The sequence below is a fragment of the Neptunicella sp. genome (genome assembly GCF_048268085.1).
Taxonomy (GTDB): domain Bacteria; phylum Pseudomonadota; class Gammaproteobacteria; order Enterobacterales; family Alteromonadaceae; genus Neptunicella.
The window spans coordinates 16619-32983 of record NZ_JBLWWF010000003.1 but is presented as its reverse complement, the minus strand read 5'-3'; the positions used below and the strand labels follow the sequence as shown (position 1 = coordinate 32983).

General features: G+C 46.5%; 8 protein-coding genes. 2 read left to right on the top strand and 6 right to left on the bottom strand.

From position 1 onward, the window contains the following. Nucleotides 1-2: 2 nt before the first annotated feature. Genes cobA through nirB form a run of 3 tightly spaced genes read right to left on the bottom strand, consistent with a single transcriptional unit; the run spans nucleotide 3 to nucleotide 3788 of the window. A complete protein-coding gene (cobA, locus tag ACTD55_RS02885; protein WP_438862799.1) occupies nucleotides 3-881 on the bottom strand; it encodes a uroporphyrinogen-III C-methyltransferase in 879 nt (292 codons plus the stop codon). Further along, nucleotides 882-1220 (bottom strand): nitrite reductase small subunit NirD, encoded by a 339-nt coding sequence (nirD, locus tag ACTD55_RS02880; RefSeq protein WP_438862798.1) that lies wholly within the window; start codon nucleotides 1218-1220, stop codon nucleotides 882-884. A 9-nt stretch (nucleotides 1221-1229) separates the two neighbouring features. After that, nucleotides 1230-3788, bottom strand: coding sequence for a nitrite reductase large subunit NirB (gene nirB / locus ACTD55_RS02875; RefSeq protein WP_438862797.1), 2559 nt, complete (start codon nucleotides 3786-3788; stop codon nucleotides 1230-1232). Nucleotides 3789-4307: 519 nt separating this feature from the next. Between nirB and ACTD55_RS02870 the strand changes: the two genes are divergently transcribed. Continuing rightward, nucleotides 4308-5774 carry a NarK family nitrate/nitrite MFS transporter gene (locus tag ACTD55_RS02870; RefSeq protein WP_438862796.1) on the top strand — a complete coding sequence of 489 codons (1467 nt, stop codon included), beginning with the start codon at nucleotides 4308-4310 and terminating at the stop codon, nucleotides 5772-5774. A gap of 47 nt (nucleotides 5775-5821) precedes the next feature. Further along, nucleotides 5822-7534 carry a protein kinase domain-containing protein gene (locus ACTD55_RS02865; RefSeq protein ID WP_438862795.1) on the top strand — a complete coding sequence of 571 codons (1713 nt, stop codon included), beginning with the start codon at nucleotides 5822-5824 and terminating at the stop codon, nucleotides 7532-7534. Here the strand turns inward: ACTD55_RS02865 and recD are convergent. From recD to recC, 3 genes are read right to left on the bottom strand one after another with little or no spacing between them, the layout of a single operon-like run. Continuing rightward, the gene (recD, locus tag ACTD55_RS02860) at nucleotides 7520-9421 is read right to left on the bottom strand and encodes an exodeoxyribonuclease V subunit alpha (protein WP_438862794.1); all 1902 of its coding nucleotides are present in this window, start codon (nucleotides 9419-9421) and stop codon (nucleotides 7520-7522) included. The two genes, ACTD55_RS02865 and recD, sit on opposite strands and share 15 nt — an antisense overlap. Next, nucleotides 9418-13017 (bottom strand): exodeoxyribonuclease V subunit beta, encoded by a 3600-nt coding sequence (gene recB / locus ACTD55_RS02855; protein ID WP_438862793.1) that lies wholly within the window; start codon nucleotides 13015-13017, stop codon nucleotides 9418-9420. Before recB ends, recD begins: the two co-directional genes overlap by 4 nt. Next, nucleotides 13014-16271 (bottom strand): exodeoxyribonuclease V subunit gamma, encoded by a 3258-nt coding sequence (recC, locus tag ACTD55_RS02850; protein WP_438862792.1) that lies wholly within the window; start codon nucleotides 16269-16271, stop codon nucleotides 13014-13016. The genes recB and recC overlap by 4 nt, the downstream gene beginning before the upstream one ends. Between the last annotated feature and the right edge of the window lie 94 nt (nucleotides 16272-16365).

Here is a 16365-nt window from a genome sequence, read left to right as displayed (position 1 = left end):
GATTAAGAAATAAAGGCTGGCGATTCTAACATAGACAAATTGACCCCTTGTCGTTTTGTCACCACTTCACCGACAATAATTAAGGCTGGTCCGGTAAAATCTTGTTGAGCTACCCGATTTTCGATATCAGCCAATGTACCAGTACACACCTGTTGATTGGCAAGCGTAGCGTGATCAATCACCGCCACCGGCATATCTGCATTCATTCCATGCTGTATCAAGCGCTGACTAATAATAGTTAACCGCGACAACCCCATATAAAATACCAGCGTCTCATTCATCGATTGCGATGCTTCAGGCACCAATGCCGACCAGTCAGGTTCCTGCTCAATATTCTTCATATGGGCGGTAATAAAACGCACTGACTGAGCGCAATCGCGATGGGTTAGCGGGATCCCCGAATAAGCCGACATACCGGATGCAGAGGTAATACCCGGCACCACGGCGAAATCAATTTGATGCTGGCTGAGAATGTCACACTCCTCCGCCAAGCGGCCAAAAACGGCAGGGTCTCCTCCTTTTAAGCGCACAATATTTTTACCCTGCAAGGCAGTGTCGACCATTAACTGGCAAATATCCGCTTGCTTCATACTGTGTTGGCCGCATTTTTTTCCCACAAATATCCGCTGCACGTTAGGTGGGATCATCTGCAAAATATCCGGATTCACCAACCAGTCATACATCACCACATCGGCTTGTTGAATTAGACGGTGAGCCTTTAAGGTTAACAACTCCGCGTCACCAGGGCCGGCCCCAATCAACCATACCTGTCCATTAGAGTGTCTCGGCAACTTGGTCTGATGTGCTGCACGAGTGTTACCCACGCGACCTAAACCATAAGGTAAACGACTAAAAAACTGACTGGCGAGATTGGCAATCATTTAGTCAACCCATTGCAACTGAACATCATTGTTTTCAATTCTGACTTGATAGACCTGTACCTGTTGTTCGGCATCCTCCAAACAGAGTCCAGTACGCAAACAAAAATGCTGTTTATATAAAGGGGATGCCACCACCACATTGTCACCCGACGATCCCAACAAACCACGACTTAATACGTTCGCTTTGCCAATTGGATCCCAGTTACTGATCGCAAACACTTGCTGATTCGCTGCTTGCTGTACACAAAATAACGCGATTTGTTTTCCTCTAATCAAGGCACAAACGCCTGAATTGTTGACCAAGTCATTTACTTCACACACTTTTATCCAGTCGCTCATTATCTGCTCCTACACCAATTCGATGGCTAATTCGTCTGCCTTGGATTTATCCATTTGGGCTTTTTCCTGTTCAGTTGCCGGGCGAATTTGATCCCGTTGCTGGACAAATATCACATTTTTGTCCTGTTCAGGACTGTTAACAAACTGACGGAAACGTTTTAATGAGCTGTCATTCTCCAGCGCTTTTTTCCATTCACATTCATAGGTTTCTATCACATGCTGCATCTGACTTTCGAGCTCATCCGCAATACCCAGTGAATCTTCAATAATCACCTGTTTGAGGTAATCGAGACCGCCTTCCAAGTTATCCATCCATACCGAAGTGCGCTGTAAACGGTCGGCAGTACGTACGTAAAACATTAGAAAACGGTCAATATATTTAATTAGCGTATCGGTATCTAAATCGGTAGCAAACAGGTCAGCATGGCGTGGTTTCATCCCACCATTGCCGCACACGTACATATTCCAGCCGTTTTCGGTGGCAATAATACCCACATCTTTGCTCTGTGCCTCGGCACATTCTCGAGTACAACCGGACACGGCCATTTTGAGTTTATGTGGCGCACGCAACCCTTTATAGCGGTTTTCAATATCGATTGCGGTACCTACACTATCTTGTACCCCATAGCGACACCAGGTACTGCCCACGCAGGACTTAACTGTTCGAAGAGATTTGGCATAGGCATGACCGGTTTCGAATCCGGCATCGATTAATTCGTTCCAAATATCCGGCAGTTGCTCCATGCGTGCGCCAAACAGGTCAACCCGCTGGCCACCGGTAATCTTGGTATATAGCTTGTATTTTTTAGCCACCAATCCCAATACAATTAACTTATCCGGGGTAATTTCGCCCCCTGCTACCCGTGGCACAATGGAATAGGTACCATCTTTTTGCATATTGGCTAAATAGGTGTCATTGGTATCTTGTAGTCCCACATGATCGGGAGCCAGAATAAAGTCATTCCACACCGACGCTAAAATCGATCCTATGGCCGGTTTGCATATATCACAGCCCAATCCATGACCATGTTTGTCAATCAACTCATCGAAGCTTTTGATCCGGTCAACTTGTACCAGATGAAATAATTCCTGACGGCTATAGGGAAAATGTTCACAGATGTCTTTTTTAACTTCCATGCCCCGTTTGCTGAATTCACAATCCACAACATTTTTCAATAACGCGGCACAGCCACCGCAGCCAGTGGCTGCTTTAGTACAGGATTTAACCGCAGGTAAATCACAACTGCCGGCATCAATACTGGCAATAATGTCGCCTTTAGATACATTGTGGCAGGAACAGATCGTGGCGGACTCTGGCAACGCGTCAGCGCCCAACGCAGGAGGCCCGCCAGCACTGGTGGGTAAAATCAGACTTTCTGGCGCATCGGGCAATGCAATGCCATTTAAGGCATATTGCAACAGATTATCGTAATCACTGTTGTCGCCCACCAATACGGCACCAAGCAGATGCTTTTTATCCGCATCCACCACAATTTTTTTGTAAACGCCTTCCGGTTGATTCTCAAATACATATGTCAGCGCCCCTGAGGTACGGGCATGAGCGTCACCAATTGAGCCCACATCGACCCCCATTAATTTGAGCTTGGTGCTCATATCCGCACCCGTAAATGCAGCTTCTTCACCAACTATATGGCTGGCAGCGGTACGCGCCATGGTGTATCCCGGAGCCACCAGACCAAAAATAAAATTGTTCCATAAAGCACATTCGCCAATAGCATAAATATCCGGATCCGATGTCTGGCACTGGTTATTGATCACAATCCCGCCACGTTCACCAAGTTCCAGCTTAAATTTGCGCGCCAGTTCATCTTGTGGACGGATGCCAGCAGAAAACAGGATTAAATCGGTTTCCAGCGATTCACCGCCCTTAAAGCACAATTTGTAACGGTACTGTTCTCCGACTTCAATCATTTCTGTTGCTCGATTGGTATGTACTTTAACGCCTATTTCTTCAATTTTACGCTTAAGTAAATTACCCCCTCCGGTATCAACCTGAACCGCCATCAGTTGAGGAGCAAATTCCACCACATGGGTTTCCAGACCAGCTTGTTTGAGCGCATTAGCGGCTTCCAGGCCTAATAGCCCTCCACCGATAACAACCCCGACTTTACTGACCGCAGCAGAAGCACTGATTGCTTCAAGATCTTCAATAGTGCGATATACCAAGGTATGTTCACGATCTTTACCGGGAATAGGGGGAACAAAAGGATAAGAACCTGTCGCCAGAACAAGCTTGTCATATTCAAACACCTCACCTTGTTCGGTAGTGACGGTTTTTGCCTGCTTATCAATATCGATGACTTTTGCATCAGTCTTGTAGTACACACCGAGCTGATCATATTGTTCCGGTGTGGCCATGGCTAAATCATCAGCGGTTTTCCCGGAGAAATATTCAGATAGATGTACACGGTCATAAGCCAATCGGGATTCGGCAGATAACACCGTAATCTGTATATCCGTGATCGCTTGCTGGCGCAGCTGTTCAACAAAATGGTGTCCAACCATACCGTTTCCGACAACCACAACTCTAATTGTTGGCTTTGACATCTGTGATCCTTGTTCTTACAAATAAATAATACGAGATGTCTATTACTAGCAGTGTTGATGCCACATTTTTTTATTTAATAAATTCAAATGGTTAAGAATATAACTCATATTAAAAATGAGTAATTTGTGTTCTTATCAGTGCATTGTGCACAAGTTTAGTGCGCAGCATTTTGGACGCCCAATTATGGTGCTTGCGCACCAATTAAATTCAAAATTAACGGCTAAACACCAGTCTGGCCAGCTCATAAATTCACGCTTTGAATTACCTTTTGAATATTTTTTAGGCGCCCTGAGAGCAGACTAATTTTTCCCCTCACGGGTTATTGTAGATTTGCGTTCTGATGATACGTTTCGGGCAATACAACCACATTGACTGACTGTGGCGAGGATTTGCTAAAGTCATTTCGAACCAGTCTAAAATAACCATCGTCAAAACCGGCATAACATCAAAATAACAATACTTGGCCTACAAATTGCGAATGGCTCACTGTCCATCAACTCAAATTTAAGGAAAGTATTTTGTCTACTGAAAAATTTAACTTAGCTTCCTTCCAAGGCAAGATGAAAATACTACATCTATCCTGGATGGCCTTTTTCATCACTTTTGTGGTGTGGTACAACATGGCGCCATTAAAGGCCGTCATCGTGAATGACCTGGGTTTATCCAATGATGAATGGAAAACCCTACTCATTTTGAATGTGGCCTTAACCATTCCAGCCAGAGTGCTAATTGGCACCCTAACCGACAAATTTGGACCTCGATTAGTCTACTCAAGTTTACTGGCTATTTGTTCGATTCCCTGCTTCACCTTTGCTTTAGCTGAGTCTTACACCCAATTAGTCATTTCTCGTTTCGCACTGGGCTTTATTGGTGCTGGCTTTGTCATCGGTATTCGCATGGTAAGCGAGTGGTTTCCAGCCAAAGAATTAGGCACCGCAGAAGGCGTTTATGGTGGCTGGGGCAACTTCGGTTCTGCGGCGGCGGCCTTTACCTTACCCACCGTAGCGGTTTTATTTGGCGGTGAAGATGGCTGGCGTTATGCGATTGGCATTACCGGCTTAATGAGCCTGATATTCAGTGTGGTTTACTATAAAAATGTTAGCGACACGCCTAAAGGCTCAACCTATTTCAGCCCTAAAACAATGGGGGGCTTAGAAGTAACCAGCAAAGGCGATTTTTTCTTTTTACTCGTCATGAAACTGCCTCTGTATTTTGCCTTGGCATTGCTGAACTGGAAGTTATCTCCCCAAGGCGTATCCATGCTCAGTAGTAACGTCGCAACCATTATTTATATCGGCCTGATGCTACTCTTTTTCTATGATTCCTATGGCGCATTTAAAGTAAATAAAAATGTCTTTAAGCAACCGGTACCCGAGATCCACCGCTATGCATTTAAACAAGTCGCGGTGCTCAATGTACTGTATTTTGCGACCTTTGGTTCCGAACTGGCGGTGATTTCCATGCTCCCAGCCTTTTTCGCTGAAACCTTTGATTTAAGTATGGCGGTAGCTGGCTTATTAGCCGGTATGTATGCCTTTATGAACCTGATGTCACGCCCCGGTGGTGGTTATATTTCAGATAAATTCGGGCGTAAGAAAACCCTACTCATTTTAACCGCGGGACTGGCAATGGGTTATTTTGTTGTTAGCCAAATCAATGCAGCGTGGCCAATATGGCTAGCCGTGTTGGCAGTGATGGCCTGTTCCTTCTTTGTTCAAGCGGGTGAAGGAGCTGTATTTGCTGTCGTTCCTCTGATTAAACGCCGTTTAACCGGACAAATTGCCGGCATGACCGGCGCATACGGCAACGTAGGGGCGGTGACTTATTTAACCGTTTATTCGCTGGTCGATGCTTCCACCTTTTTTATGGTAATTGCGGCCACAGCCGTTATTGGTTTCGTCGCATTATTAATGATGGTTGAACCCAAAGGGACTATTACAGAAGTGAGGGAAGATGGTACAGTAGAATTAATTACCGTGGGGTAGTATATATTGAGTGCTAACCCACAAATAACCATCCAATGAGTGATAATGTGGAAAGATTACAACTTGAATTTGGTGGTTATACTACTGCCGGCAGCAAAAGTGAGAATCAGGATGCTTTTGCTGCTTATCAACCCGATGGGGAAATACTGGAACATAAAGGGGCATTGGCTGCGATAGCCGATGGGGTGAGCGCATGCCGTCAAGCACAGTTGGCTTCGGTGACATGCGTCACCAATTTCATTGATGATTACCTCGCTACACCTGAAACCTGGTCAGTAAAACGCGCGGCCGCCCGAGTCTTACGCGGACTAAATCTTTGGTGTCTGGGGCATCGCAGTACCTATTACGATCAACAAAGCGACATGATCACCACCTTCAGCGGCATTGTGTTTAAATCCACCAGTGCCCACCTTTTCCATGTGGGTGATAGCCGGATTTATCGTTGTCAGGACGGCAATCTCGAACAACTCACCCGTGATCACAAACATTTTCAAGGCAGCAATAGCTATCTAACCCGAGCTGTGGGTATCGATCCTCATTTAGATGTGGACTACCGGGGAGTCGATTTACAGCGTCATGACCTATATTTATTTACCACCGATGGGGTACATGACTTTATCAGTGACAAGCAAATCAATCAGTTAATTCAGGAAGATTCAGCCGATTTGGAAGGCTTAGCCAAACGTATCGTGGCGCAGGCAGAGCAAGCCGGTAGCGATGATAATCTGACTTGTCTAATCGTCAGAGTGAACGAACTTCCCGGCTACGACATTGATGAAAACTACCGGCAATTAACCCGTTTAGCCATTCCACCCCCATTGGAAATAGGCATGAAACTGGAAGGTTACCGGGTGTTGCAAATATTGTTCAACGGAACCCGCAGCAGTTTATATAAAGTGATCAATGAAGATGATGGCAAGATTTACGGGCTAAAAGTCCCGTCCGAAAACTTTGCTGATGATCCGGTTTATTTAAGCGGATTTGCCCATGAGGCGTGGATTGGCGAGCGGATTGAGCATCCCAATGTGATGCGCATTTACCATCGGCCAGAAAAAGCCAAGTTTTTGTATCATGTTTGCGAATATATTGAAGGCCAAACGTTAAGACAATGGATTATCGACAATCCTCATCCAGGGCTGGAACAAGTACGCAGTATTATTCAACAAGTGATCACCGCCTTACGCACTTTGCAACGGCTGGATATGGTACACCGCGACTTAAAGCCGGAAAATATCATGATCACCTCACAAGGACAGGTGAAGCTAATCGATTTCGGTACGGTTTTTGTGGCCGGATTGGCCGAAAACCAGCAACATGTCAAAGATGAACAACCCCTTGGTTCGGTTAACTATATCGCCCCTGAATATTTAATCGCCAACAATAGCTCACATCAGTCGGATATTTTTTCGCTGGCGGTGATTTGTTATGAAATGCTCAGTGGTGAGCTCCCCTACAAGCCTTTTGCTTACAAGGATTACATTCCCAAATCCTTTAATGAATGGCAGTATCAGGCCTTAAACAAACACCGCACCGATTTACCATTATGGGTTAACTTAACGCTGAAAAAAGCATTACAACCCCATCCTGATAATCGTTATCAAGCCTTTTCCGAATTCGAAATGGACTTGTTAAAACCCAATGAAAGCATGCTGCAACAAGTTGAAAACGCCCCCCTAATAGAACGTAACCCGTTACTATTCTGGAAGCTGCTGTGCGGTATGCTGCTAATAGGTAATCTCGCCCAGCTAGTCTGGGATTAACCGGTGCTTTAAGCCGGAATAACGATTAGCTGGGTTGCTAAATGCCGCTAGCCAACTGGTTTGATTGGCAAACAGGTAAACATGCTGTCTGGCGCGGGTAATACCGGTATACAACAACTCTTTACTCATGACCCGGTTATTCCTTGGGGGTAACAACATTGCCACTCGTGCAAACTCCGATCCTTGAGTTTTATGAATAGTCATCGCATACACGGTTTCCACTTTGGGCAGACGACTCAACGAGACTCTTTTAAATCCTTCAGCCTGTTCAAAGTAGGCAATCAGTTGTCCCGATTCCGACGGCCAAATTAACCCGACATCACCATTAAACAATCCATTAGCATAATCATTTTCGGTGACCATAATCGGCCGACCACGATACCAGCTCGAACCACGATAAGCGGTGCCATGCAGTACCTGTTCGATTTGGTGATTAATTGCGTCGACACCGGATTCACCTACCCGGGTTGGCAATAAAATTCTGAATTGATTCAGTGCGTTAAACGCCTGTTGAATATCTTTCGCCTGTGCCACGGGGCGAAAATATTGTTTAGCCAACATCGCCAATTCAGCCGCTAAACCTTGTCCATTGCTGGCGTGCTCAATATCAAACAGCGATAATTGGCCCTGATCAAATCCAAGCTCTTGCTGTGTATTTCCCTGTTCTTGATTCTCAGTGGGCAAACTTTGCTGCAACAGCGCCCAACTTTGTTCAGCCTGATCATTAATCACCAAGCTGGCTAGATGACTAATATTCTGTAGATTAGCCGTCTCAGCCTGACGATGGGTTTTATTTAAAATGGTGAGATAATCGTAATTCGCGCGAGCTGATGCAGCCTGTAACGAGTCCAGCCAATAGGGTGCACTCAATAAATCGACAATATGACCAGCGGTTGGGTTTGAATAACCGGGGTGGGGCACGCAACTGATATCGCGCATCACCTGCCCCACTTCCACCGAGGCCAATTGCTGGGCGTCGCCCAATAAAATAAGTTGCGCAGCATCCGGTAATGCCCGTAACAAACGGGTCATCATGGGTAAGTCCAGCATCGACACTTCATCGATGACCAGTACATCACAATTTATCTGTCGCTGTTTATGATAACGGGGCGCAACCGGATTGCGGCTAATGCCCAGCAGCCGATGCAGTGTCGACGCTTCGGTGTTTAGCTCTATATCGATTTGCTGGCGTTGCTGAATGGCAGTTAGGTTATTGCTGATGGATTCTTTCATGCGCTGGGCGGCTTTGCCGGTTGGCGCGGCCAGTTTGATGTTCAGTTGATCGCCATACAACCATTTTAGTGCCAACAATAATTTAGTTACCGTATAGGTTTTACCGGTGCCGGGGCCTCCGGAAATAACACTTAACTTGCGTTGCAAGGCGTTGGCCACTGCCACGGCCTGATAATCCATTTCATCGCTTTTCTGCTGGGTAAACAGGCTGGCTAATGCCTGTTTAGCCAATTGCTGCTGCGGCTCGGTCAGTACCATTGTTTGCTGAATACGCTGAGTTAAAGCTTCACCCACTTCCTGTTCAAATTGCCAATAACGGCGCAGATACAAGCAACCATTTTCCAGCACAATACTGGCATCATCCTCTGGCAAAATGGGGAGTGCAGCGAGCTGTTGCTCAAGGCTGGCTAAGTCTGCAAAACGGTAGCCTTTTTTGCCCATACCATCGGCCCACAGCGTTTGCCCGGCCAATACCGAAAGCGGCACACAACTGCTGCCATTGCGCAAAAACTGGCTAAGGGCAATAAACACATGCTGTAAATGGCTGCTGTCTGTCTGTTCAAATTCAACCAACAATTCGCTGGCAACAAAAAAGTCGATGGCTTCCACCTCGGCCAACGCATTCATGCAATGCTGACTGTTGCTATAACTCATGCCGTTTCTCCGGCAAACACCTGTACCTTAAACAGGTTGTCCAGTTTTCTGATCTGTTCAGGGGTTACCTGAGTTGCATAAATACCATTGTCGCTGCCGGGAGACATGCCACGTAGATACAAGTAATACACGCCACCCAAATGCTGATATGGATCATAATCAGGCAAGGTAGCGCTTAAATGGCGATGTAACGCCAACATATAAATCAGATATTGCAGATCATAAAAATGCTCCTGCATATCGGCTAAGATATTATTATGTGAGTAATCACTTAGGTTATACCCAAGATGAGTAGACTTGTAATCGGCTACATAATAGCGACCTTGATGTTCAAAAATAAGATCTATAAATCCGTGCATCATTCCCTGCAGTTCATCCGGCAAATTAAAATCGGCATTGTCTTGCAAGCGATACTCGGCCAAAAAGCGCCCTAACGCACCACGTTGATGGGTGTGCATATCAAAATAAAATTCACTCTCCCGACTGGTTTGTTGGATGCTGAGATCTTGCAATCGCAACGTTGTCTGTGGTTCATTCAATGCGGGAAGCTTAGTGGCTAAGCATTCAGTTAACCATCGTTGCAACGCACTCACATCCAGCTCAGGATCGGCATACGCCTGCACCGGTAACGCCAATGCCTCGTCCCAATTGGTTTGGTTATCCGGTTGACTAAAATCAAGATTTTCAAATGTATCGTGCAGCAAATTACCGGTGTGCGCGCCTTTAGCCAAGGTAAAACGCAGCGGTGCCTGCTCGTCGATCAATTCAGCTTCTGGCTGTTCTAGCCCTGCGACTGCGGCCTGATCGGCGCGTTCTTTTTGATCCAGTCGCGTGTTATGACTAAAACGGGTAATGGCCGAGAATGAACTAATCCGCCAGGCTGCGCTAATTTCGCCTGCAAAACGACTTACTGACAGTAAGCCAGATGATTCGTCGCGGTTTGGGTTAATTTGCGCTTGTGTGGCATCCCATTTTGCCTGTAATTGCTGGGCTTCCATCACCCCCATAGCCGGTTCGGCTGCTGCCATTTGTTGCAATGCGTTAAATAAACTAGTCTGAGCGGACACATTCGTTTTAAGGTTAGCCACCAGTCCTAACGGGGTTGCGGAAATATTTTTATCCCCTTCAGTAGCGCCCACATAACAGCGATAAATCGCCCGGGTCACAGCGACGTAAAGTAAACGGGCTTTTTCGGCGTTATCTTCCTGTGTTACCCATTGGTTAACCTGATCATCCGTTTGCAAACAAAAGCGGTTTTCTCCCGCCTCATGGTCATAATATTTCAGACACTCACTGGCACTATTACCGCGTTTTAGCGGATCACGGTATTCCGTTGCAAAAGGTATAAAAACAAAAGGGTATTCCAGGCCTTTAGAACCATGCAGTGTGCTGATTTTAATCAGGTTAGCCTCACTTTCCAGCCGTTGTTCACTGGTTTCGGCACGATCCTGTAATTGAATTTGTTGCACAAACCAGTTTTGCAATTGGGCCGGGTAACGAAATTGCTGGGCGGCTTTTTGTAGCAATTCCAGCAAATGCAGCATATTGGTTAATGAGCGTTCGTGCCTATCCGGATCGGGGCGAAAAGACTCATGTACCAGCCCCATCAACATGGGTAAAAAACCCTGTGTATCCCACTGATGGCGTAATGCAGCAAATTCATCACGCTTTTGCTGCCACAACTCATCGTTATCCGGCTGCTGTAAATCAAATAACAACTGGCTATCGCCGCCAAACAACCGGGTCGAGAGTGCTGCCACCAGTTTACGATCATCATTAAAGGCCAGAATGCCGTCCAGCACTCGTTTGAGTTCTTCGGCTTCAACACTTTGATACACCGACTGACGATCACTTAAATATACCGAGTTAATTCCCTGTTCACGCAAGCTGTCCTGCACCCGTTTTGCCAGTGTCCCCTTGGGCACCAAAATGGCTATATCACCAGCCTGTAATGGCTGTTCTTTAATGCGCACCTGTGCCAATAAACGCTGAATCTCGGCCACCATCGCATCCACAATATGTTGATGGGATTGATCCTTTTCGTCCCGGCTTAAGCCTTTATCTGGTTTTTGTGCCTCGGGTCTGTCCACAATAAAATTAAGCGCCGTGATGCTGTTGTCCGGATCACTAATATGCTCATCGCTGCTACGTAACTGCTCGGGACCAGGGTAACCAATATCCAGATATTCAATCCCCTGCCCCAATACCGCATCCCCCTGATTGGCAGCTTGAAACAGGCAGTTATAACCGGTTATCACTGATGGCGTGGAACGCCAGTTAGTATCCATTACCCAATGGTAGTCCGCTGCCTGTCGGGCTTTTAAATAAGTGAATATATCCCCCCCGCGAAAACGGTAAATCGCCTGTTTGGGATCGCCAATCATAAACAAGCTTTTATCGCGGCTACCAGCTGGATACAAGCGTGCGAAAATACCGTACTGATGGGCATCGGTATCCTGAAACTCATCCACCAACGCCACCGGATATTGCTTGGCTAACGCCTCGGCCAGCTTATCTGCATTGGCTGATTGTAACTGCTGGGCAAGTAGCACTACCAAATCATTCACATCCAGCTTGGAGGCCGCCAGTTTAGACTGGGCAAAGCGCTGACGAATATTCTCAATACCGCTAGTAATGAGTTGACGGGCAGGAATAGAGGCTTTTTGATTTTGCAGTTTTTCAATCTGTTTAAACAACTCCAGAGCTCGCTCGCTAATAAGCAGCGATTTAACCTTTTCGAGCGCATCGGAGTTAGCAGACTTTATTGCGCGATCTTTTTTGAAAAAGCTTTCGTAAGCTTTTTTAAGCTCTTCAACGCTGCAATCCGGTAACTCAAGCCATTGGCTTACTTGTTGCCACTGTTCGGCACGATTGGGATTCTTGGGTGCCTCCTCCACCAGCACTAACTGGATATCGTCGGCTAAAGGTGCCAGTAAGTGAGCAAGTTGCTGTTTAATTTCTTGCTGTTTGGCGACAATGCCTTGCTCGTCTAGTACGGGTTGAATTTGAATTGTCGATTCAATCGCATCACGATAGGTTTTATAAAAATCATCCGGATCTTTTTTGTTCAGCAACGCCAATTGCGCAGCTGATAAACTACGTAACCAGTCCCGAATGGTGTCCATCAGTATATCGGAACAATCCACTTCCAAGTTAGCTTCCGGGGGCACCCCATTTAAATACGCCTGTTGGGTCAACGCTTGCTTACAAAAACCATGAATAGTGGAAATTGCTGCCTCATCCATATGCAGCAAAGCTTTATGCAGTAAGTCCCTACTTTCTTTTAAAGTAAGGTATTCCGGCGACTCTATTTGCTGATCTGCCAGTTGAAGTTCGGTTTCCGCTAATACCGTGCGAATTTCGCTACCAATCCGGCCACGCAGTTCTTCGGTAGCGGCTTTGGTAAAGGTCACCACTAAAATTTGTTGTACGTCGAGCTTTTTTTCCAGCAACAAGCGCAGATACAGCTTGGTAATATTGTAGGTTTTACCGGTGCCGGCACTGGCTTCAATAATATGACGGCCATGCAGTGGCAGTTGATCAACCTGCAAAGGGCGCATATTGATTGGGGTAGGGTTGTTCAACAAATCGCTCATGATTTTTTCCCCCTGCCAGTTTGTTTTTTCAGGTGCTGATAAAGCGGCGCATAAACCGATTTTAGCGATTTGAATAGGGTTTCATCTAGCGGCGGAATCTGCGGATAAAACCAGGGCAAATAACCGTCACGATCCAGTGGGGTATTTTGATCAGCAAAACGCGCCAACCAGTTTTCCTGACAGTCTTGTAAAGTGGCAACTTGTGGCTCGGCAACAGGTTCAAACAAGGCTCGGCCCAACTCGGCATGTAATAACAATGGTTGCTGACTGGCCTGACGCCAAACCCGCAAAATATTGCACAAATGCTGCTCTGCGGCCGGTTTATCCAATACGGCATCGATCATCACCGGATTCTTTCGGTCTTCACACCAGCCCTGCGAGCGTATCGGTTTATCCAGCGCAATGGTCGCTAACAGATGTTGTAACCACAAACGCACATCATCCTTACCCTTGCGTGAGGCTGGTCGCCAATACACCAATAAGTTGTCATCATCACGATAATAAAACTCACCGTTAAGGGTAACGCGTTGCTTTTCATCTATTGCCAGCGCTACCGTTACCGATTGCATCTCTGTGTTGGCTAAACTGGGCGACATCAACTCAAAAAAGTCCTGCATTTTGGTTTGCAGATCGGTTAATTTGTCCTGGCTAAATTCGGCGCGGGGTAATCTGCCAGCAATTTGCTGTTGATGAATAAAATCACCATCATCCTGATCCAGATTGGCTTGTAACAGATGATCTTTAACTGAATAACTGGTTAACGCGTCCAACGCAAAAGGTTCATTGTCATCCAGCTGCACCGTTTGATCTTTAAGCCACATATTCAGTCGTTGATTGGCAAAAAAGGCTAACGGATTATCCAGCGCTCGCACCAATTCACTAATATTCAGGGCTTCATCAGGCCAATCTAATGGCTGAATCGATTGCACCTGTAAATTATTACGCCCGGCTTGCTGGGCGATGGCCAACTTCAACCAGCCCTGATCAAAGCTACCTTGCGGAGCAATAAAATTATCCCTGCTAAAAGGATGCAAAGGTTGCTGATCAATCTGACCTTTAAGATTATTCTCCTCTAACCAGCCATAACCTTTATGCAGATAATCGAGTAACTCTTGCAACACTAGCGAGGGCTGCTTGGGATTGTTGTTTTTAATATCCCGCCCCACATAACTTAAATACAGTTTGTCGCGGGTTGATAACAGCGATTCCAAAAACAAATATCGGTCGTCGTTACGGCGTGAACGGTCACCGGCACGACTACCCAGTTCCAGCACATCAAAACTGTTAGGTTGACTTTGACGGGGAAACTGGCCGTCATTCAAGCCTAAAATCGCCACGACTTTAAAGGGAATACTGCGCATTGGCACCATAGAGGAAAACGTCACGGCACCGGTTAAAAACTGGTTGTAATTATCCGCCTGACTAAAGCGTTTTTGCAGGGCATGACGAATAACCGTAAGCGGGATTTTTTGCTGACTGTTGGCTAAATCATGCTGTTTACGTAAGTCGGTAATCACTTTGGTGATTATCTCATCGGCTTCTGAGCTTTGTTGCGGTTCAGCAAAAAATTGCTGCTTCAGCTCTGTCAGGCACGTTTGCCAGCCTTCGCTACTGCGTGGGGTATTCAAGCGTTGCTCATAATATTGCAGGTTTTCCAGCAACTGCATTAGTCGGCCAAGTAGCAACGAAGACGCGCCCTCGACAGTGGGCAGCACCAGCCATTCACGTTGCTGTTGGTCAACTCTGATATGTTCATGATCGGCACGCATAAAGCCCATCAATAACCGGCGTAATCCCCAGCGCCAGCTAAAACGATCATCAACTTGGGCAGAATCGCTACCGAGCAACTTTTGGTTATGTTGCTGATCGAGCCCCCAATGCACGCATGCTTCGGCCAACCAACGGGATAATGTATCCACTTCACTTTCATCAATACCAAAACGCTCGGCAATGGCTGGCAGTTTCAGGTAGCTGATAATTTTACTCACCGAAAAACGACTGTCGGGTAATTCCAGTAAATCCATATAAGCTGCCACCAACGGCTCGGCATCCAGCGGCGCTCTATCGGCTACCGAACAGGGTAAACGTGGCGAATCGGCATTCCATTCTGCATAGGGATGGCGAAATACCGACAACACATAAGGCGCGTAATCTTCAACTCCGGGGCACAAAATCAGCACATCACGGGGGCTGAGTTCCGGATCCTGATTAAATTGATGTAATAACCAGTCATGCAGGGTTTGCACTTCACGCAAGGCACTATGGCAGGACACCAGATGAATACTATTATCGATTTTGTGTTGCGGCATCTGGCGGGCATCCACCAGTTCCAGAATATCCTGCTGAATTTGTTGCAACACCGAGGGTTCGGCTTCCGCTGGAATATGATCAGCCTGCAAACTAATTTCGTTGTGTCCACCTTCCAACAGGCGATTAAAAAAGTCTTTGCCCTGCTGGCCCAAGTTAGCCAATAACGGATTGCTGATTTGCTCACCATCGACTTCATCGGGCTGACGACGGCTGCGCATTTTATCGGTCACCACATCACCCCAAAATTCAAAACAGGGATTGAGGTGAAATAGGTGGATATTGATGTTAGTCGACAGGGTTTTAAACAATTCCAAGGTTTGTGGGGGCATATGATTAATCGCAAACATCATCAGATGTTCGGGCAAATCGGCCTGAGTCAACTTGCTTAACAAAAGTTGCTGCACCGCCAAGGGGTGTTGCGCATCCTGTTCCACCAGAGTTTTCCATAAATAAGCTTGCCAATGGGGGCTATGTCCCTGACTCCAGTCGTGTAATTCCTGCGGCCGAAACATTAAGTACTGTTCAAACAAATCGGCCAGTTCCGAGGCCAATTGAAAACGCATCATCGCGGCAATACTGTTATTGCGCTGCCAATAACCGCGCAGCTCTGCCTCAATCACCAGTGGATGTTGGTTAAAGGTATCCGAATCCAGAATTTCATCAATCCGCCAGCGCAATACATCGCGGCTATAGGTGGTATCGGTGGGAACGTTGTCCATCACCCGTCGTGCTGTTTGCCAGATAAACGCCGAGGGCATTTTAAACTCGAACTGCATGGCAATCCCGGCACGCTTGGCAATTTCCATCTGCAACCAATGCTGCATGGCCTTGTTTTCCACCAGAATAGTCATCGGCTGCAAGGGTGAAACCCGCACGCTATTCAGCAGCGCCAGCAATACATCAACATGGTGTTCCAACTTATTCGAGGGATAAACGGTGAGCAAAAATAGCGTCCTTTAATTTGCGAATTTGCGGTAAAAAAATATCAGGCCTTAGCCTAGCATTTTGCCTGTTAAGGTGGGTAGCGGCATTATTACT

Excerpts from the sequence above, each read along its gene's own strand:
- cobA (WP_438862799.1), bottom strand. The coding sequence starts at position 881 with ATGATTGCCAATCTCGCCAGTCAGTTTTTTAGTCGTTTACCTTATGGT.
- nirD (WP_438862798.1), bottom strand. The coding sequence starts at position 1,220 with ATGAGCGACTGGATAAAAGTGTGTGAAGTAAATGACTTGGTCAACAAT.
- nirB (WP_438862797.1), bottom strand. The coding sequence starts at position 3,788 with ATGTCAAAGCCAACAATTAGAGTTGTGGTTGTCGGAAACGGTATGGTT.
- recD (WP_438862794.1), bottom strand. The coding sequence starts at position 9,421 with ATGAGTTATAGCAACAGTCAGCATTGCATGAATGCGTTGGCCGAGGTG.
- recB (WP_438862793.1), bottom strand. The coding sequence starts at position 13,017 with ATGAGCGATTTGTTGAACAACCCTACCCCAATCAATATGCGCCCTTTG.